The 17904-nt window shown below is 72.4% G+C and carries 17 protein-coding genes and 1 riboswitch; of the genes, 9 read left to right on the top strand and 8 right to left on the bottom strand.

The window, feature by feature from the left end; genetic code table 11:
- Positions 1-143 precede the first annotated feature (143 nt).
- Both VNF07_12045 and thrC read right to left on the bottom strand, forming a co-directional pair.
- Positions 144-419: a MoaD/ThiS family protein gene (locus tag VNF07_12045; GenBank protein ID HVB06967.1), complete on the bottom strand. Its 276-nt coding sequence runs from the start codon at positions 417-419 to the stop codon at positions 144-146.
- Positions 416-1657 (bottom strand): threonine synthase, encoded by a 1242-nt coding sequence (gene thrC / locus VNF07_12040; protein ID HVB06966.1) that lies wholly within the window; start codon positions 1655-1657, stop codon positions 416-418. Before thrC ends, VNF07_12045 begins: the two co-directional genes overlap by 4 nt.
- An 8-nt stretch (positions 1658-1665) precedes the next feature.
- Positions 1666-1764, bottom strand: a riboswitch (SAM riboswitch).
- Between the two features lie 111 nt (positions 1765-1875).
- Between thrC and VNF07_12035 the strand changes: the two genes are divergently transcribed.
- Positions 1876-3258 (top strand): trehalose-6-phosphate synthase, encoded by a 1383-nt coding sequence (locus VNF07_12035; protein ID HVB06965.1) that lies wholly within the window; start codon positions 1876-1878, stop codon positions 3256-3258.
- Between the two features lie 6 nt (positions 3259-3264).
- On the opposite strand, the gene VNF07_12030 is transcribed toward VNF07_12035, so the two are convergent.
- Positions 3265-3984 carry a lysophospholipid acyltransferase family protein gene (locus tag VNF07_12030; protein ID HVB06964.1) on the bottom strand — a complete coding sequence of 240 codons (720 nt, stop codon included), beginning with the start codon at positions 3982-3984 and terminating at the stop codon, positions 3265-3267.
- A gap of 19 nt (positions 3985-4003) precedes the next feature.
- Positions 4004-4792 carry a trehalose-phosphatase gene (gene otsB, locus VNF07_12025; protein ID HVB06963.1) on the bottom strand — a complete coding sequence of 263 codons (789 nt, stop codon included), beginning with the start codon at positions 4790-4792 and terminating at the stop codon, positions 4004-4006.
- A gap of 133 nt (positions 4793-4925) precedes the next feature.
- On the opposite strand from otsB, the gene VNF07_12020 reads away from it, so the two are divergent.
- Positions 4926-5678, top strand: a complete 753-nt coding sequence (locus VNF07_12020) for a cytochrome c biogenesis protein CcdA (protein HVB06962.1) — start codon at positions 4926-4928, stop codon at positions 5676-5678.
- A 59-nt stretch (positions 5679-5737) separates the two neighbouring features.
- Here VNF07_12020 and acnA read toward each other — a convergent pair whose 3' ends face one another.
- Positions 5738-8422, bottom strand: a complete 2685-nt coding sequence (acnA, locus tag VNF07_12015) for an aconitate hydratase AcnA (protein HVB06961.1) — start codon at positions 8420-8422, stop codon at positions 5738-5740.
- A gap of 83 nt (positions 8423-8505) precedes the next feature.
- Positions 8506-9045: a MarR family winged helix-turn-helix transcriptional regulator gene (locus VNF07_12010; protein HVB06960.1), complete on the bottom strand. Its 540-nt coding sequence runs from the start codon at positions 9043-9045 to the stop codon at positions 8506-8508.
- A gap of 88 nt (positions 9046-9133) precedes the next feature.
- On the opposite strand from VNF07_12010, the gene VNF07_12005 reads away from it, so the two are divergent.
- Positions 9134-9727: a YceI family protein gene (locus VNF07_12005; protein HVB06959.1), complete on the top strand. Its 594-nt coding sequence runs from the start codon at positions 9134-9136 to the stop codon at positions 9725-9727.
- A gap of 64 nt (positions 9728-9791) precedes the next feature.
- Positions 9792-10604, top strand: coding sequence for an ATP-binding cassette domain-containing protein (locus tag VNF07_12000; protein HVB06958.1), 813 nt, complete (start codon positions 9792-9794; stop codon positions 10602-10604).
- Between the two features lie 9 nt (positions 10605-10613).
- Here the strand turns inward: VNF07_12000 and VNF07_11995 are convergent, their stop codons facing one another.
- Both VNF07_11995 and VNF07_11990 read right to left on the bottom strand, forming a co-directional pair.
- Entirely contained in the window at positions 10614-11318 is a 705-nt protein-coding gene (locus tag VNF07_11995) for a response regulator transcription factor (GenBank protein ID HVB06957.1), read from the bottom strand.
- Positions 11315-12781, bottom strand: a complete 1467-nt coding sequence (locus tag VNF07_11990; GenBank protein ID HVB06956.1) for an ATP-binding protein — start codon at positions 12779-12781, stop codon at positions 11315-11317. The genes VNF07_11995 and VNF07_11990 overlap by 4 nt, the downstream gene beginning before the upstream one ends.
- Positions 12782-12995: 214 nt before the next feature.
- Here VNF07_11990 and VNF07_11985 point away from each other — a divergent pair, with 214 nt between their 5' ends.
- The 5 genes from VNF07_11985 to VNF07_11965 form a co-directional block, all read left to right on the top strand.
- The gene (locus tag VNF07_11985) at positions 12996-13085 is read left to right on the top strand and encodes a potassium-transporting ATPase subunit F (GenBank protein HVB06955.1); all 90 of its coding nucleotides are present in this window, start codon (positions 12996-12998) and stop codon (positions 13083-13085) included.
- Positions 13086-14786 carry a potassium-transporting ATPase subunit KdpA gene (gene kdpA / locus VNF07_11980; protein HVB06954.1) on the top strand — a complete coding sequence of 567 codons (1701 nt, stop codon included), beginning with the start codon at positions 13086-13088 and terminating at the stop codon, positions 14784-14786.
- A 20-nt stretch (positions 14787-14806) separates the two neighbouring features.
- Entirely contained in the window at positions 14807-16891 is a 2085-nt protein-coding gene (gene kdpB / locus VNF07_11975) for a potassium-transporting ATPase subunit KdpB (protein ID HVB06953.1), read from the top strand.
- 9 nt (positions 16892-16900) lie between these two features.
- On the top strand, positions 16901-17524 hold the full coding sequence (locus VNF07_11970; GenBank protein HVB06952.1) for a potassium-transporting ATPase subunit C: 624 nt from the start codon (positions 16901-16903) through the stop codon (positions 17522-17524).
- Positions 17525-17538: 14 nt separating this feature from the next.
- The coding region (locus VNF07_11965) for an OB-fold nucleic acid binding domain-containing protein (GenBank protein ID HVB06951.1) at positions 17539-17904 on the top strand (366 nt) is incomplete at its 3' end.

Raw genomic sequence — 17904 nt, 5'->3', positions numbered from 1 at the left:
TTGTGGCCCGGTCCTGCGGCGTGATCCTGGGATCCGGAGCGTTAGCACTCTAACTAGTCGAGTGCTAACAGCAAACCACGCTTCGGCAGGCGCCGCAAGCGGTGCGAGGGCCCGCCGACGAGGCGCGGGGAGGAGCGGGGGCTTCAGCCGCCGGCGACGGCCGGGACCACCGAGAGGGTCTGGCCGGCCGCGAGCGGGGTGTCGAGGCCGGAGAGGAAGCGCACGTCCTCGTCGTTCACGAAGAGGTTGACGAAGCGCCGGAGCTGGCCCTGCTCGTCGAGGAGGCGCTCGCCAATGCCGGCGTGCTCGGCTTCGAGCGCGGCGATCGCCTCGCGCACGGTCGCCGCTTCGAGCGCGATCTCGCCGGCACCACCGGTGAGCGGGCGCAGCTGGGTCGGGATGCGGACGGTGACGCTCATGAGGCGCGCTCCTGTTGCTGCAGCTCGTTGAAGGCGGCGAGGGTGGCGGGGATCACCGCCGAGGGGCCGACGGTGTCGCCGAGCGCCTCCACGGTCTTCAGCCCGTTCCCGGTGATGAAGGCGACGACCCGCTCGTCGCGGCGCACGACGCCGGACTGGGCGAACTTGGCGAGCGTCGCGACCGTCACGCCGCCCGCGGTCTCGGCGAAGATCCCCTCGGTGCGGGCGAGCAGCCGGATGCCGTCGAGGACCTCGGCGTCGGTCACCGAGCCGATCGCGCCGCCGGTCTTGCGCACCACGTCGAGCGCGTACCAGCCGTCGGCGGGGTTCCCGATCGCGAGCGACTTGGCGATCGTGTCGGGGCGCACCGGGCGGATCGTGTCGCTCCCCTCGGCGAAGGCGGTGGCGACCGGCGAGCAGCCCTCGGCCTGCGCGCCCGAGATCCGCACCGAGTCGCCGTCGTCGATCAGGCCGAGCACGCCGAGCTCGTGGAAGCCCTTGTGGATTTTGGTGAGCTGGCTCCCCGAGGCGATCGGCACGACGACGTGGTCGGGGGCGGTCCAGCCGAGCTGCTCGGCGACCTCAAAGGCGAGGGTCTTCGATCCCTCCGAGTAGTACGGGCGGACGTTCACGTTCACGAAGGCCCAGTCGGGGTGCTCGCTCGCGAGCTCCGCGCAGAGGCGGTTCACGTCGTCGTAGTCGCCCTCGACGGCGATGAGGTGGCCGTTAAAGACCGCGGACATCGCGATCTTTACCTGCTCGAGGGACTTCGGGATGAAGACGTAGGACTCCATGCCGGCGCGCGCCGCGTGCGCGGCCACGGAGTTCGCGAGGTTGCCCGTCGAGGCGCAGGCGGCGACCTTGAGGCCGAGCTCGCGGGCCTTGGAGAGCGCGACCGAGACCACCCGATCCTTGAAGGAGCCGGTCGGGTTGCGGGTGTCGTCCTTCAGCCACAGCTCCCCGAGGCCGAGCTCGGCGGCGAGGCGGTCGGCGCGCAGGAGCGGCGTGAAGCCGGCGCCGAGGTCGATGCTCGTCCCCCCGGCGACGGGGAGGAGCGCCGCGTAGCGCCAGATGCTGTTCGGGCCCGCCGCGATCGACTCGTGCGTGACCTTGCCGCGCAGCTGGTCGTAGTCGTAAACGACCTCGAGCGGCCCGAAACAGAAGTCACAGACGTGGATCGCCTCTGCGGGGTAGTTGCGGCCGCACTCGCGGCAGCGGAGTCCATCAACCGGCGGCATACGGTCCCTCCTCATCGATCGGGCATTGGCACCTTGCAACCCGCGCATGCGGATCACTGGTTGCCGCGGCGTCGACGGGCCCGTCCCTCAGCCGCTCTGGATGATGTGGCCATTGTGGACGATGCGCCGACGTGCGTCAAAGGAGGCTGGACCCCGGGGGGAGGGGCCGTGGGGGAAGATGCAGCGATGGACCCCTCCCGCGCCAGGCGAGGCTCGCGTTGAGCGAGCTCGTCGTCGTCGCCAACCGCGGCCCCGCGACGATCAACGTCGCGCCCGACGGCTCGCTCACCGTCGGCACCGGCGCGGGCGGCCTCGCCCCGAGCCTCGCCCGCGCCCTCGACGGCCGCGACAGCACCTTCGTCGCGGCGGCGATGAGCGAGGGGGAGCGGCGCGCCGCGCGCGAGGGGCTCCCGGAGGCGATCGCCGGCTGCGACCTCTCCCTCGTCGAAGTCGAGGAGGCCCTCCACCGCGCCGCCTACGGCGTCGTCTCCAACCAGCTCCTCTGGTACCTGCACCACGGCCTGTTCGACCTGCCCCGCCGCCCCCTCCTTGACCACCACTTCGCCGCGGCCTTCGAGGCCTACCGCGAGTTCAACCGCCTCTTCGCCGAGGCCGCGGCGGCGCACGCCGACGAGGGGGCGACGGTCGTCGTCCACGACTACCACCTCTGCCTGGTGGGGGCCTTCCTCCGGCGGTCGCGCCCGGACCTGAAGACCGCCCACTTCAGCCACACCCCCTTTGCCACCCCCGAGGAGCTCGAGGTGCTACCCGAGGTGGTGCGCGCCGAGCTCCTCGACGGCCTCTCCTCCTTCGGCGCCTGCGGCTTCCACACCGAGCGCTGGCGCGAGCGCTTCGCGCGCAGCGCCGCGGGCCGCGCCGCGGCGGAGAGCTTCGTCGCCCCCCTCGGCACCGATGCCCTCTCCTTCGGCCACCTCGCGGAGAGCGAGGAGGTCCTCGCCCGCGGACGCCTCCTCGACGAGCTCGTCGACGGTCGCCAGCTGCTGCTGCGGAGCGACCGCGTCGAGCTCTCGAAGAACCTGCTGCGCGGCTTCCTCGCCTACGAGGAGCTGCTCGCCGAGCGCCCGCAGCTGCGCGGCGGGGTCGTCTTCGTCGCCCGCCTCTACGCCTCGCGGACCGACCTCGCCGACTACCTCGCCTACCGGGCCGAGACCGAGCAGCTGGCGGCGCGCATCAATGAGCGCTTCGGGAACGCCGGCTGGTCGCCGGTCGTGGTGCAGATCGCCGACGACTTCCCGGCGACCGTCGCCGCCTTCCGCCGCTACGACGTCCTGCTCGTGAACCCGGTGCGCGACGGGATGAACCTCGTCGCCAAGGAGGGCCCGGTGGTGAACGGCCGCGACGGCGTGCTCGTCCTCTCCCGTCAAGCGGGCGCCTTCGAGGAGCTCGGCGCCGACGCGCTCGCGGTGAACCCCTTCGACGTCTCCGGCACGGCGCGCGCCCTCGGCGAGGCGCTCGCGATGCCGGCGGCCGAGCGCGCCCCGCGCGCCGCGCGCCTCGCGGCCGCCTCGGCGGCGCTCCCCCCCGGCCCCTGGCACGACGTGGTCATCGGCCACGCCCGCCGCGCCACGGCCGGCGGCTGAGGACGATCAGGAGCCGACCGGGCCGCGCAGCTCGCCGAGCGCCTCCTCGACCGCAGCGGCGAGGCGGCGGGCTGCCCGGAAGCCGCTCCCCTCGGCGGTGATCGCGCTCCCGTAGCGCAGCGTCACCCCGCCCGGTCGCGCGCGGCGCCCTCCCGGGGGGAGGACCCGCCGTGAGCCGACGATCGCCGCCGGCACCACCGCCACGCCGGCGTTCGCCGCGGCGACGAAGGCGCCGAGGTGGAGGCGGCCGAGCGCCTCCTCGCGCACGAGGTGGCCCTCGGGAAACAACGCCAGGTGGCCACGCGCCGCAGCCCGCGTCAGCCGCTCGAGCTGTGACCGCCCCGGCTCGTCGTCGCTCCCGACGAAGAGGCAGCCGATCCGCCGGAGGAAGGGCCCGGGCACCTTCTGGTGCTCGAGGACGGCGCCGACGGCGATCTCGAGGGGCTGGTGCGAGGCGGCGATGAGGATCGCCCCGTCGAGGTAGCTCTCGTGGTTGAGGACGAGCACGGCCGGGCCCTCCGGCGGCCGCCCCTCGATCGAGAGCCCGATGCCGCCCGCGGCGGCCATCAGCCGCAGCCCGCGGTGCAGCACCCACCATCGGCGCGACACCCCGGGGAGGACGAGGACGAGCGGCCAGAGGACGAGGCCGACGGCGAACAGCGCCACGGTGCTGCGGAGCGCGAAGAGGAGCTCTCCCGCGCCCGTTCCCCGCCGCCCTCCGCTCACCGCGCGGGCGCCCCGCCGCTCACCGCGCAGGGGCGAGGCGCCGGGCGAGCTCGCCGAAGAGCGCGGCGAGCTCTGCGGGCCCCTCGACCTGCAGATCGGCGCGCGCCGCGAGGGCGGCGGGCATCTCGGGGCCGGCGACCGCGATGCGCAGCGTCCCCGCGCCGGCCGCGGCGAGCTCGTCGAGGGCGTCGAAGGCGGCGAGGTCCCCGAGGTCGTCGCCGGCGAAGGCGACGCACGACAGCCCGGCGGCGACCGCGCGCACGACGGTGCCCTTGCTCGGGGCGCCCGCGGGCAGCAGCTCGAGGGACATCTTCGCCTCGTGCACGCGCATCCCCGCGGCGGAGGCGAGCTCGTCGGCGAGGCCGCGCATCGTCGGCTCGAGGAGGGGGTGACGGCGCCAGTGCAGGGCGAGCGAGCGCCCCTTGTCCTCGACCGCGTCCGCGGGGAGGGCGGCGCGCGCCCGCGCCACGAGGGCGGCGATCGCGGCCGGGTCATTGGAGAGCGCCGTCGTCTCGGCGACCCGCCCGTCGTCGTCGACGGCCTCGGAGCCGTAGAGGCCGAAGAGGCGGAGCCCGCCGGCACCGCCGAGGCGCTCCAGGAGGAAGGCCGCGGGGCGTCCGGAGACGACCCCGACCGTGTGCAGGTGCCCCGCGAGCAGGCGGAGGGTGGCGACGGTGTCGGGGAGCGCGACCGACAGCGACGGGTCGGCGACGATCGGCGCGAGCGTGCCGTCGAAGTCGACGAAGAGCGCGGTGCGCGGCGGGTCGGCCGCGAGGAGCTCGACGGCCTCGGTGCGCGTCGTGGTCACGGCCGGCCGCCGTCGCCCGCAGCCGCCGTCATCGCGCCGACAATGCCGCCCGCGGCGCACCGCCGCAAGGGGCCGCTCGCGGCCGGGCCCGAGGCGCGGGCGCGCGAGGCTGGAGCGGGAGGGAGGTGCGGCGGTGGCCGAAGTGGGATACGTGGTGGCGTTCGGCGGCGGCGTCGCCTCTTTCGTCTCGCCCTGTGTCCTGCCCGTCGTGCCCGCCTACCTGTCGATGGTGACGGGCATCGACCTCGCCGGGGGCGAGGCGGCCGGGCAGCGGCCGCCCTCCTGGCGGGTGGCGCGCGACACCGGCCTGTTCATCCTCGGCTTCGGGGCCGTCTTTGTCGCCCTCGGGATGGTGGCGACCGCCCTCGGTGCTGCCGCGCTGCGTAACCGGGTGCTCATCACCGAGATCTCCGGCGGGGTGGTGATCGCGATGGCGCTCTACCTCGCGGGCTCGCTCTTCCTCCCCCTCCCCGCCCTCTACGGCGAGGCGCGCTTCGCGCCGCGCCGCGCCCGCCTCGGTCCCTTCGCCGCCCCCCTCGCGGGGGCGGCCTTCGGCTTCGGGTGGACGCCGTGCATCGGGCCGGTGCTCGCCTCGGTGCTCGCAGTGGCGGCGACCGAGCGCGGCGTCGGGAGGGGTGCCGTGCTGCTCGGTGTCTACGCGCTCGGCCTCGGCGTTCCCTTCCTCGTCGTCGGCCTCGGCCTGGCGCGGCTCACCTCGCCCCTGCGGCTGCTGCGGCGCTATTCGGTCGTCGTCGTCGCGGCCTCGGCCGCGCTGCTCGCGCTGTTCGGCGTGCTGCTCGTGATGAACCGGGTCTCGCTCGTCACGAGCGAGCTCGAGACGGCGCTGCGGGCGATCGGCCTCGGCCGGCTGGTGACCATCGGCTGACCCCACCGCCGGCTGCGGTCCCGCCGACGGGCCTGCGGAGGGCGGCGCGGCGGACGGGCTCAGCGGGCGGCGGCGAGCTTTCGGACGACGTAGTGGAGGATGCCGCCGTTCAAGAAGTAGTCCGCCTCGGTCGGCGTGTCGATGCGCAGGATCGCCTCGAAGGCCTTGTCGTCGGCGCGCACCTGCACCCGCCGTCCGATGAGCTCGCCGCCCTCGACGCCGGCGATGCCGGTGATCGAGAAGAGCTCGCGACCGGTGAGGCCGAGCGACGCGGCGTTCTCGCCGGGGAGGTAGACGAGCGGTGCGATCCCCATGCCAATGAGGTTCGAGCGGTGGATGCGCTCGAAGCTCTCGGCGATCGCGGCGCGCACGCCGAGCAGGAGCGGCCCCTTGGCCGCCCAGTCGCGCGAGGAGCCCGAGCCGTAGAGCTTGCCGGCGAGGACGACGAGCGGGACCCCCTCCGCGACGTAGCGCATCGCGACGTCGTACATCGAGCCCACCTCCTCGTCGGGGAGGTGGAGACTGACGCCGCCCTCGATACCCGGCGTGACGCCGTTGCGGATGCGGTTGTTGGCGAAGGTGCCGCGCATCATCACCTCGTGGTTGCCGCGCCGCGCCCCGTAGGTGTTGAAGTCGGAGGGCTCGACCCCCTGCTCGGAGAGCCAGCGCCCCGCCGGTGAGTCGAGGCGGACCTCGTTGGCGGGCGAGATGTGGTCGGTCGTCACCGCGTCGCCGAAGAGGGCGAGGACGCGCGCGCCGGCGATGTCGTCGGCGCCCGGCGGCGTCGCGGTCATCCCGTCGAAGTAGGGGGGCTTGCGCACGTAGGTCGAGACGTCGTCCCAGGCGTAGTGCTGGCCGGCGGGGACCTCGATCGAGCGCCAGCGCTCGTCGCCGTCGAGGGCGTGCGCGTAGCTGTTGGTGAAGCCCGAGGTCTGCACCGCCTCGCGGGCGGTGGCGAGGACCTCCTCGGTGCTCGGCCACAGGTCGCGCAGGTACACCGGCGCACCACTCGCGTCCTCGCCGAGCGGCTCGTTGTAGAGGTCGATGTCCATCGTGCCGGCGAGCGCGTAGGCGACGACGAGGGGGGGAGAGGCGAGGTAGCTCATGCGCACGTCGGGGTGGATGCGCCCCTCGAAGTTGCGGTTCCCCGAGAGCACCGCGACCGCGGAGAGGCCGTTCGCGCGGATGGCCTCGGAGATCTCCGGCGCGAGCGGGCCGGAGTTGCCGATGCAGGTCGTGCAGCCGAAGCCGACGAGGCCGAAGCCCAGCTTCTCGAGGTAGGGGACGAGGCCGGCGCGCTCGTAGTAGTCCATGACGACCCGCGACCCCGGCGCGAGCGAGGTCTTCACCCACGGCTTCACCGTGACGCCCCGCTCGACGGCGGCCTTCGCGAGGAGGCCGGCGGCGAGCATCACCTGCGGGTTCGAGGTGTTCGTGCAGCTGGTGATGGCGGCGATCACGACGCTGCCGTGGTCGAGGGGGAAGGACTCCCCGCTCGCCTTGCGCACCGCGACCTCGTGGTGCGTGCGGCCGTCGGCGCCCTTCTCCGCATCGGGGAGGGCCGCGTCGAGCGCCTCGGAGAAGAGCTGCTTGGAGCGGTTGAGGGGGACCCGCTGCTGGGGGAGGGAGGGCCCAGAGATGCTCGGCCGCACGCTCGAGAGGTCGAGCGAGAGGGTCTCGGAGTAGACCGGCTCGACCGAGGGGTCGTGCCACATCCCCTGCTCCTTCGCGTAGGCCTCGACGAGCTCGACGAGCTCGCTCGGGCGCCCCGAGGTGCGCAGGTAGCGCAGCGTCTGCTCGTCGATCGGGAAGATCGTGACCGTGGAGCCGTACTCCGGTGACATGTTGCCGATCGTCGCCCGGTTCTCGACCGGGACGTTGGCCACCCCCGGCCCGTAGCACTCGACGAACTTCTCGACGACGCCGTGCTTGCGGAGCAGCTCGGCGAGGGTGAGGACGAGGTCGGTGGCGGTGGCGCCCTCGGGGAGCTCGCCCTCGAGGCGCAGGCCTACGACCGGGGGGACGAGCATCGAGATCGGCTGGCCGAGCAGCGCCGCCTCGGCCTCGATGCCGCCGACGCCCCAGGCGAGGATCGAGAGGCCGTTCGCCATCGGGGTGTGCGAGTCGGTGCCGACGAGGGAGTCGGGGTAGGCGTTGCCCGCCTCGTCGGAGAAGACCACCTGCGAGAGCAGCTCGAGGTTCACCTGGTGGCAGATGCCGTTGTCCGGCGGGATGAGGCGGAAGTTGCTGAAGGCCTGCTGCCCCCAGCGGAGGAAGCGGTAGCGGTCGACGTTGCGGTCGAACTCGAACTCGGCGTTCACCTGGAAGGCGTCGGGGCGGGCGGAGACCTCGGCGACCACGGAGTGGTCGATGACGAGGTCGACGGGGATCTGCGGGTTGACGCTCTCGGCGTCGCCGCCGAGGGCCTCGACGGCGTCGCGCACCGCCGCCAGGTCGACGACCGCGGGGACGCCGGTGAGGTCCTGCAGGAGGATGCGCGCCGGGGAGAAGGCGATCTCTCGCTCGCCGGCCCCGCTCTTCGCGAAGTCGGCGAGCCCCTCGATGTCCTCGGGGCGGACGTTCACCCCGTCCTCGTGGCGCAGCAGGTTCTCGAGGAGGACCTTCAACGAGTACGGGAGGCGGGCGATGTCGAAGCGGTCGGCGAGCGCCGAGAGCCGGTAGATCGTGTAGTCCCGCCCGCCGACGCTGAGCGTTCCACGCGCACCGAAGCTGTCCTGTGCCATCTCGCCCTCCCCTTCACCGAAGTCCGAAGGGGACGCTAATGGCTCGCGCTCTCCGCCTTCACTTCCGGGCGGGGGGCCGCGCCTCAGCCGGGCTGGGGGGCGAGGTTTTCGGCCTCGCTGCCGCTCACGAGCGCGGCGTCGGGGTGCACCCGGTCGCGCAGCCGTGCCAGCAGGTCGCGCAGCGCCCCCCGCTCCTCGTCGCTGAAGAGGTCGACCAACAGCGCGTCGATGTCGTCGCGGTGGCGGACGAGGGCCTCGGCGACGCGCGCGCTCCCCGCGGGTGTCAGGCGGGCGAAGGTGCCGCGGCGGTCGCTCGGGCAGCTCTCGCGCACACAGAGGCCGCCGTGCACCAGCCGGTCGAGGGCACGGGTAAGGCCCGAGGGGGTGAGGCCGGTCTGCGCGGCGAGGTCGGCCATCCTGAGTGCGCCCCCGGGCGAGCGCTCCAGGCGGACGAGGACCTCGAAGGCCTGTCCGCCGACGCCGAGCTCTTGCTCCACCGTGGGCGCGAGGCGGCGGCGGAGGCCACCCGCGCACTCGAAGACGAGGCCGACGAGGGTGATCGGGTCGTCGGGGACGAGGCCCTCGGTGGGGCAGCGGACCTCTGCGTTCAGCGGCGAAGCCATGCCCCCAGTATATGGGCACGAGAAATATTCTTGTGTAAGCAAACATTGAGGAGTGTATAGTTGTGTCAACAACTTCAGAGGAGCGCACATGACCGACCTGAGCACCGACACCGAGAGCCCCGAGCTCACCCACATCGTCGACGGACGCGAGGTCCCCGCCGCCGGCACCTACCACCTCGACCCCTCGCACACGACCGTCGACTTCGTCGCCCGCCACCTGATGGTGACGAAGGTCCGGGGGACCTTCCCGGCCGTCACCGGGCGCATCGTCGTCGGCGAGGACCCGACCGCCTCCCACCTCGAGGTCGACGTCGAGGTCGCCTCGGTGACCACCCGCGACGACAAGCGCGACGAGCACCTCCGCTCGGCCGACTTCTTCGACACCGAGAAGTTCCCGACGATGCGCTTCGTCGCCGACCGCGCCGTCCCCGACGGCGACAACTGGGTCGTCGAGGGCGACCTCACGATCAAAGCGACGACCCGCCCGGTGCGCCTCGCGGTTGAGTTCCTCGGCGCGATCCGCGACCCCTGGGGTGGCAGCCGCCTCGGCTTCTCCGCCTCCACCGAGGTGAACCGCGAGGACTTCGGCCTCGGCTGGAACGTGGCCCTCGAGGCCGGTGGTGTCGTCGTCAGCAAGACGGCGCGCATCGAGATCGAGTCCGAGCTCGTGAAGGAGGCGTAGCACCCCGGGGCGCGGGCGGGCGGTCCGTTTTGCGCCCCGCCTGCCCCTTTGCTCCAATGCCGAGGTGGCCGCCGAGGAGAGCACCGACGCGGCCCCCGCCGAGCTCGACGAGGTGACGGTGGTCCTCGGCGGGCGGCAGGTCCTCGGCCCGCTCAGCCTCACCCTCGGGCGCCGGGAGCACTGGGCCCTGCTCGGCCCCAACGGAGCCGGCAAGACGACCCTTCTCTCGCTCCTAGGCGCGCAGCGCCACCCGACGACGGGGCGGGCGCGCGTTCTCGGGGGCCAGCTCGGCCGCGTCGACCTGCGGGAGCTGCGCCGCCACATCGGCGTCGTCGGCCACCTCGTCGCCGACCGCCTGCCGGCGCAGGTGAGCGCGCTCGAGATCGTGCTCACCGGGCGCGACGGTCTCCTCGCCCCGTGGTGGAGCGAGTTCGACGACGAGGAGCGCGCCGCGGCGGGCGCGCTTCTCGAGCGCCTGCACTGCGGGCACCTCGCCGCGCAGCCCTTCGGCCGCTGCTCCCAGGGCGAGCGCCAACGGGTGCTCATCGCCCGCTCGCTGTTCGGCCGCCACGAGCTGCTGCTCCTCGACGAGCCGGCGCTCGGCGTCGACCTCCCCGGGCGCGAGGCCCTCGTGCAGGCGCTCGACCAGCTCGCCGTCGCGCCGGGGGCTCCCGCCTCGATCCAGGTGGCGCACACCCTCGAGGAACTCCCCCGCTCGATCACCCACGCGCTGCTGCTGCGCGCCGGCTCGGCGGTCGCGAGCGGCCCGGTCGATGCCGTGCTCACCGACGAGGCGCTGTCGGAGTGCTACGGCCTCGAGTTCCACGTCACCCGCCCCGGCGGGCGCTTCAGCGCGCACGCCGCAGGCTCCTGGTAGCGACGCCGCCTACGGCGCGGCGGGCCCCTCCCCGGGCGTCGGGCTCTCCGCCAGCAGGTAGCCGATCCCGGGGCTCGTCTCGATGCGGACCCCGCTCCCCTGCAGCTTCTCCCGCAGCCGGTGCACGTAGGCGTGAAGGTACTGGGTCTCGCGGGTGTAGCGGCCGCCCCACACCGCCTCGAGGATCATCTGATGGGTGCTCACCTTGCCGGCGTGGCGCGCGAGGTAGGCGAGGAGGTCGAGCTCGCGCGCCGTCAGCCGCAGCGGCGCCCCGTCGACGTCGGCCTGGCGGTGCACGAGGTCGACCCGCAGCGGGCCGACCGTGACCTCGGCGGCGGCTTCGGCGCCGTCGGGGCGGCGGTGGCGCAGCGCGGCGCGCAGGCGCGCTTCGAGCTCGGCCATCCCGAAGGGCTTCGTCACGTAGTCGTCGGCGCCCGCGTCGAGCGCGGTGACCTTGCGCTGCTCGGCGTCGGCGGCCGAGAGGACGATGATCGGGACGTCGCTCCACTCCCGGATGCGGCGGCAGACCTCGACCCCGTCGATGTCGGGGAGGCCGAGGTCGAGCACCACGAGATCGGGGGCGTGCAGCGCGGTCGCCTGTAGACCCTGCTCGCCGGTCGACGCCGCGAGGACCTCGAAGCCGCCGTGCGGCAGGACGAGGCGCAGCGCGCGCAGCAGCGCGGCGTCGTCGTCGATCACGAGGACCTTGGTCACGGCTGCGGCCCGCCGTCGAGGGGAGGAGCCTCGGGGAGGGTGAAGACGAAGCGCGCGCCACCGCCCACCGCCTCCTCCACCCAGATCCGGTTGCCGTGTGCCTCGACGAAGGCCTTGGCGATGGCGAGGCCGAGACCCGAGCGGCCCCCGGTGTCGAAGCGGACGAAGGTCTCGAAGATCGCTTCGCGCTCCTCGACGGGCACCCCCGCGCCGCGGTCGTCGACGGCGACGGTGAGCTCACCGCCCTCGGCGGCGACCTCCACGGTGATCGGCGTGCCGGGCGGGGCGTGGCGGTTGGCGTTGTCGAGCAGGTTGGCGAGCACCTGGCCGATGAGCAGGGGGTCGGCGTCCGCCTCGGGGAGCGCCTCGGGGGCGACGACCTCGACGACCCGGTCGCCGAGCGCCGAGGCGAGCCCGCCGAGGGCGTCGGCGATGAGGTCGCGGAGCGCGGCCGGCCGCCGGTGCACCTCGAGGGCGCCGGTCTGGATGCGGGTCATGTCGAGCAGGTTGTTCACGAGGCGGGTGAGGCGGTCGGCCTGCTGGTCGATGAGGTCGTGCAGCTCGGCGAGCTCGCCGGCGGGGAGCGTCCCGGCGCGCAGCGCGAGCGTCGAGGAGGCCACCTTGATCGTCGCGAGCGGGGTGCGCAGGTCATGGGAGATCGCGCCGACGAGTGCCTGGCGGAGGCGGTCGATCTCCTCGAGCAGCTCGGCGCGGTGCGCCCGCTCCTGCAGCGCGGTGCGCTCGAGCGCGATCGCGAGGTGGTTGGCGAGGATCGGGAGGGCCTCGCGGACCGCCCTCGAGCTCGGGGAGTTCTTCAGCACGAGGAGGCCGACGGGGCGCCCCGAGGAGGCGAGCGCGAGCGTCTGGATCGTGTCCTGTGCGGCGCCGGTGGTGAGCGGCACGGGGAGGTGCGCCTCGGGGCGCAGCCGGCTCAGCTGTTCGCGCGAGATCGGTGCCCCCGCCGAGGCGACGGCCTCCAGGCGACCGGCGACCGACTGCACGAGGGTGACCCCCTCGATGTCGAAGGCGTCCCGTATCGAGGCGACGACAGCCGGCCCGAGCGCCGGGGACTCGGTGAGCAGCAGCTCGGAGAGGTCGAGGAGGTGGCGGGCGGTCTCGGCCCGTGAGGTCGCGGCGGCCTCGGCGTCATGGAGGTGGGCGACGAGGCGGGCGACGACGGTCATCACGACCGCGTAGACGACGAGCGCCGCCCAGTTGTCCGCGCTCCCGACGGTGAGCGTGTAGTACGGCGGGATGAAGGCGTAGTCGTAGACGACGAAGCCGGAGAGCACGCTCACGAGGCCGGCGACCCAGCCGCCGACGGTGACGCCCGCGACGACGGGGATGATCAGCACGAGCGCCGCGGTCGCGATCGCGATGTGCGAGCGGATCGGCAGCATCAGCGCGCCGACGGCGACGGCGGCGAGGACGCCGACGAGCGAGCCGATCAGCCTGCGCTGCATTGCCACCATTCTCGGTCAGCGGAACACACACATACACATGTCGACCCCGGATCGGGGGCCACCGTTAGGAATTATTCAGACGATTCTGCATCTGTTGAGCACGCCGTTAGGCGGCCGGGGCACACGATCGCCACATGGGTGATTTCCTCAGCATCATCGGCGTGGCCCTCTTCATCGTGCTGATGCTCGGCCTCGTGAAGGGGCTGGAGCACGTATGAGCGCGGTTCAGGCGGTCCTGCTCGTCGTCTCGTTCCTCGTCTTCGTCTACCTCGGTGTGGCGATGTTCAAGCCGGAGTGGTTCTAGGTGGCGTTCTTCTGGACGATCGTCACGCTCGTCGTCGCGCTCGGCCTCGCCTGGCGCTTCCTCGGCTCCTACATGGCGGCGGTCTTCGAGGGCCGCCTCCGCTTCCTCGCCTTCCTCGAGCGACCCGTCTACCGGCTGCTCGGCACGAGCCCCGAGCACGAGCAGTCCTGGCAGCGCTACGCCGGCTCGCTGGTGATCTTCTCGGGGGTCTCGTTCGTCTTCACCTACGCGCTGCTGCGCCTGCAGGGCTCCCTGCCGCTCAACCCGCAGCACCTCGGGGCGGTGCCGCCGGCGCTCAGCTTCAACACCGCCACCAGCTTCCTCACCAACACGAACTGGCAGAACTACGGCGGCGAGACGACGATGTCGTACTTCTCCCAGATCACCTCGCTCACGGTGCAGCAGTTCGTCTCCCCGGCGGTCGGCATCGCCGTCGCGATCGCGATGGTGCGCGGCTTCTCGCGGCGGGGCAGCGCGACGATCGGCAACTTCTGGGTCGACGTGACCCGCTGCCTGCTCTACGTCCTCGCTCCGGGCGCCTTCCTCGCCGGGATCGTCTTCGTCGCCTCCGGCGGCGTGCAGACCCTCGCCGGCACCGTCGTCGTCCACGACTCGCTGAACGGCGTCACCCAGACGATCGCCCGTGGCCCGATCGCCTTCATGGAGGCGATCAAGCAGCTCGGCACGAACGGCGGCGGCTTCCTCGACCAGAACTCGGCGACGAGCTTCGAGAACCCGACCGGGCTCACCAACTGGCTGTCGATCTTCCTCCTGCTCTGCATCCCATTCGCGCTGACCTACACCTTCGGGAAGATGGTCGGCTCGGTTCGCCACGGCGTCGCCCTCCTCGCGGCGATGGCGATCATCTTTGGGAGCTGGGTCGGCTTCACGAGCTTCGCCGAGCACCAGAACAACCCGGCGGTCGTGGCGGCCGGGGTGGCCACCGCTGCCGGCCAGCAGGTCGGGAACACCGAGGGCAAGGAGGTGCGCTTCGGCGACACCACGACGGCACTGTTCGGCGTCGCCTCGACGAACACCTCGACCGGCTCGGCCGACGCCTCCTACGACTCGTTCACGCCGATCGGCGGCTTCGGCCTGCTCACGGGGATGATGCTCGGGGAGGTGACGCCCGGCGGGACCGGCAGCGGGCTCTACACGATCCTCCTCTACGCGCTGATCGCGGTGTTCATCGGCGGCCTGATGATCGGCCGAACACCGGAGTACCTCGGGAAGAAGGTCCAGGCCTCAGAGATCAAGCTCGCCGGCCTCGGGGCCCTCGTGATGCCGCTCACGGTGCTCGTCGTGACCGCGATCGCCGTCTCGGTGCACGCCGGGAGGATCGGCCCCGCCAACGCCGGGCCGCACGGCTTCAGCGAGATCCTCTACGCCCTCACCTCCCAGGGCAACAACAACGGATCCGCCTTCGGCGGGCTGACGGGGAACTCGCCCTTCTACAACGTGATCGGGGCGATCGACATGCTGATCGGGCGCTTCGGGATCATGATCCCGGCCCTCGCGCTCGGCGGGGCGCTCGCCGCGAAGCACGTCGTCCCGGCCTCGCTCGGCACCTTCCGCACCGACAACACGATGTTCGTCGGACTGACGATCGGCGTGATCGTGATCATCGGCGGGCTGACCTTCTTCCCCGCCGTCTCGCTCGGTCCGATCGTCGAGCAGCTGAGCCACGGAAAGTACTTCTGATGGATCGTCCCGAGGTGCAGATGAGCACAACCAATGAGCCGGTCCAGCTGAAGGAGCGGGCCGCGACGCCGGGCCCGACGATGGCGCACGGTGTGGCGCAGGCGAGGGGTCTGTTCGACCGCGACATCCTCCGGCACTCCGTCGTCGACGCCGTCCGCAAGCTCGACCCGCGTACCCAGCTGAAGAACCCGGTGATGTTCGTGGTGCTCGTCGGCACCGTCGTCACCCTCATCGAGTCGATCGCCCACCCCGGCCTGTTCGACTGGTCGATCACGATCTGGCTGCTGCTCACCGTGCTCTTCGCGAACTTCGCGGAGGCGATGGCCGAGGGTCGCGGCAAGGCCCAGGCTGAGACGTTGCGCCGGATGCGCTCGGAGACCCTCGCCCGCCGGCTGCGCTCGGACGGGACAGAGGAGCGGGTCGCCGCCGCCGAGCTCGCGAAGGGCGACACCGTCGTCTGCGAGGCGGGGGACGTGATCCCCTCCGACGGCGAGATCGTCGAGGGCATCGCCTCGGTCGACGAGTCGGCGATCACCGGCGAGTCGGCGCCGGTGATCCGCGAGTCCGGCGGCGACCGCTCCGCGGTGACGGGCGGCACGAAGGTGCTCTCGGACCGGATCCTCGTGCAGATCACCGCCGAGCGGGGCAGGACCTTCCTCGACCGCATGATCGGTCTCGTCGAGGGCGCCAACCGCCAGAAGACCCCGAACGAGATCGCGCTCACCATCCTGCTCGCCGTGCTGACGATCGTCTTCATCCCGGTGGTCGTGGTGCTGCAGCCCTTCGCCCACTACGCCGGCTCCGCGGTCTCGGTCGTCATCTTGGTCTCGCTCCTCGTCTGCCTGATCCCGACGACGATCGGCGCCCTGCTGTCGGCGATCGGCATCGCCGGCATGGACCGCCTCGTGCAGCGCAACGTGCTCGCGATGTCGGGGCGCGCCGTCGAGGCGGCGGGCGACGTCCAGACCCTGCTCCTCGACAAGACGGGGACGATCACCCTCGGCAACCGCATGGCCTCTGCCTTCCTCCCCGTCGGGGGGCACGGAGAGGAGGAGCTCGCCGGGGCCGCGCAGCTCGCCTCGCTCGCGGACGAGACGCCGGAGGGCCGGAGCATCGTCGTCCTCGCGAAGGAGCGCTTCGACATCCGCGAGCGCGCCCTCGGCGAGGGTCACACCTTCGTCCCCTTCTCGGCGACGACGCGCATGTCCGGCCTCGACCTCGACGGGCGCGAGATCAGGAAGGGCGCCGCGGAGTCGGTGAAGCGCTGGGTCACCGAACGGGGCGGCACGATCCCCGGCGACCTCGACCCGATCGTCGAGCGGGTCTCGCGTTCGGGGGCGACGCCGCTCGTCGTCGCCGACGGGCCGCTCGTGCTCGGCGTGATCGAGCTGAAGGACGTGGTGAAGCAGGGGATCTCCGAGAAGTTCGCCGAGATGCGCCAGATGGGGATCCGCACGGTGATGATCACCGGCGACAACCCGCTCACGGCGGCGGCGATCGCGCAGGAGGCCGGCGTCGACGACTACCTCGCCGAGGCGACGCCGGAGGCCAAGCTCGAGCTGATCCGCGCCGAGCAGGAGGGCGGGAAGCTCGTCGCGATGACCGGCGACGGGACCAACGACGCCCCCGCGCTCGCGCAGGCAGACGTCGGTGTGGCGATGAACACCGGGACGACCGCGGCCAAGGAGGCCGGCAACATGGTCGACCTCGACTCCAACCCGACCAAGCTCATCGACGTCGTCGAGATCGGCAAGCAGCTGCTCATCACCCGCGGCTCGCTCACCACCTTCTCCATCGCGAACGACGTCGCGAAGTACTTCGCGATCATCCCCGCGCTCTTCGCCGCGACCTACCCGCAGCTGAACGCGCTGAACGTGATGAAGCTGCACAGTCCGACGAGCGCGGTCCTCGCTGCGGTGATCTTCAACGCCCTCGTGATCGTGGCGCTGATCCCGCTCGCGCTGCGCGGCGTGCGCTTCCGCGCCGCCGGCTCGGCCGCGATCCTGCGCCGCAACGTCTTCATCTACGGCGTCGGCGGCATCGTCACGCCATTCGTGTTCATCAAGCTGATCGACCTCATCCTCGTCGCGCTCCACTGGTACTGAGAGGACTCCATGCTCGTCAACCTGCGCCGCTCGTTGGTCTTCGCGGTGATCGCCGTCGTCGGCACGCTGCTCTACGCCCTCGTCGGAACGGGGCTCTCGCAGGTGCTCTTCAAGAGCCAGGCGGACGGCTCGATCACCGCCAGGGGCTCGACGCTCATCGGTCAGAACTGGGCGGCGGCGAGCTGTTCGGGCCACCTCATCGGGAGCTGCGTCTTCCACGGGCGACCCGACGACACCGGTCCCTACGCGGCGGACCCGAAGAAGAACATCTCCGGTGGCGACAACCCGCTCGTGGCGAACGGCGTGGACGGGGAGTCGGCGGCCACCAACCTCGGGCCCCGCTCGGTGACGCTGCGCGACGACACCGAGGCGCTCGTCGCCTACTGGCACCACCTCGGCGTGTCCGATCCCACGCCGGACCTCGTGACGACCTCGGGGAGCGGCTACGACCCCGACATCAGCCCCGCCGACGCGCTCGTCCAGGTCCCGATGGTCGCCCACGCGACCGGGGTCCCGGCGGCGTCGCTGCGGCGGATCATCGCCGAGCAGACGCACGGCCCCGAGCTCGGCTTCCTCGGAGCCAGCTACATCGACGTCCTCCAGCTCAATGAGGCGCTGGCGAGCCTGCGGTGAGCAGGGTGACCTCCGTGAGCGAGGAGCCGCGCCCGCCGGACCCGAAGAGGATCTGCGAGGTCATCGCGCGGACGCGGGTCGAGGTGAGCGGCAGGATCCGCCGGGTGACGGCCTGCCGCCGCGGCCCTTCGGTCTCCTGCCAGATGGAGCTCGACGACGGCAGCGGCCTCCTGCACCTCGTGTTCTTCGGACGCCGCGCCGTCCCCGGGCTCACCGCGGGCAGATGGGTCACGGTGCGCGGGACCGCGGGCGCAGAGGGCGGGCGCCTCGTGCTCTGGAACCCGCGCTACGAGCTGTGCTGCGACCCGACCGAGGCGGAGCGTGACCGTGCGCCTGGCCGCCGCGCGGCGCCCGCCGTCGGCGCGGCCACGCCGGGAGGC

Source organism: Acidimicrobiales bacterium, from assembly GCA_035533595.1.
In the GTDB taxonomy this organism is placed as follows: Bacteria; Actinomycetota; Acidimicrobiia; order Acidimicrobiales; family Bog-793; genus DATLTN01.
Note: the sequence above shows the minus strand (reverse complement) of the source record. Positions and strands in the feature narration are given on the sequence as shown.

Excerpts from the sequence above, each read along its gene's own strand:
- VNF07_12045 (HVB06967.1), bottom strand. The coding sequence starts at position 419 with ATGAGCGTCACCGTCCGCATCCCGACCCAGCTGCGCCCGCTCACCGGT.
- thrC (HVB06966.1), bottom strand. The coding sequence starts at position 1,657 with ATGCCGCCGGTTGATGGACTCCGCTGCCGCGAGTGCGGCCGCAACTAC.
- acnA (HVB06961.1), bottom strand. The coding sequence starts at position 8,422 with ATGGCACAGGACAGCTTCGGTGCGCGTGGAACGCTCAGCGTCGGCGGG.
- VNF07_12010 (HVB06960.1), bottom strand. The coding sequence starts at position 9,045 with ATGGCTTCGCCGCTGAACGCAGAGGTCCGCTGCCCCACCGAGGGCCTC.
- VNF07_12005 (HVB06959.1), top strand. The coding sequence starts at position 9,134 with ATGACCGACCTGAGCACCGACACCGAGAGCCCCGAGCTCACCCACATC.
- VNF07_11990 (HVB06956.1), bottom strand. The coding sequence starts at position 12,781 with ATGCAGCGCAGGCTGATCGGCTCGCTCGTCGGCGTCCTCGCCGCCGTC.
- VNF07_11985 (HVB06955.1), top strand. The coding sequence starts at position 12,996 with ATGAGCGCGGTTCAGGCGGTCCTGCTCGTCGTCTCGTTCCTCGTCTTC.
- kdpB (HVB06953.1), top strand. The coding sequence starts at position 14,807 with ATGAGCACAACCAATGAGCCGGTCCAGCTGAAGGAGCGGGCCGCGACG.
- VNF07_11970 (HVB06952.1), top strand. The coding sequence starts at position 16,901 with ATGCTCGTCAACCTGCGCCGCTCGTTGGTCTTCGCGGTGATCGCCGTC.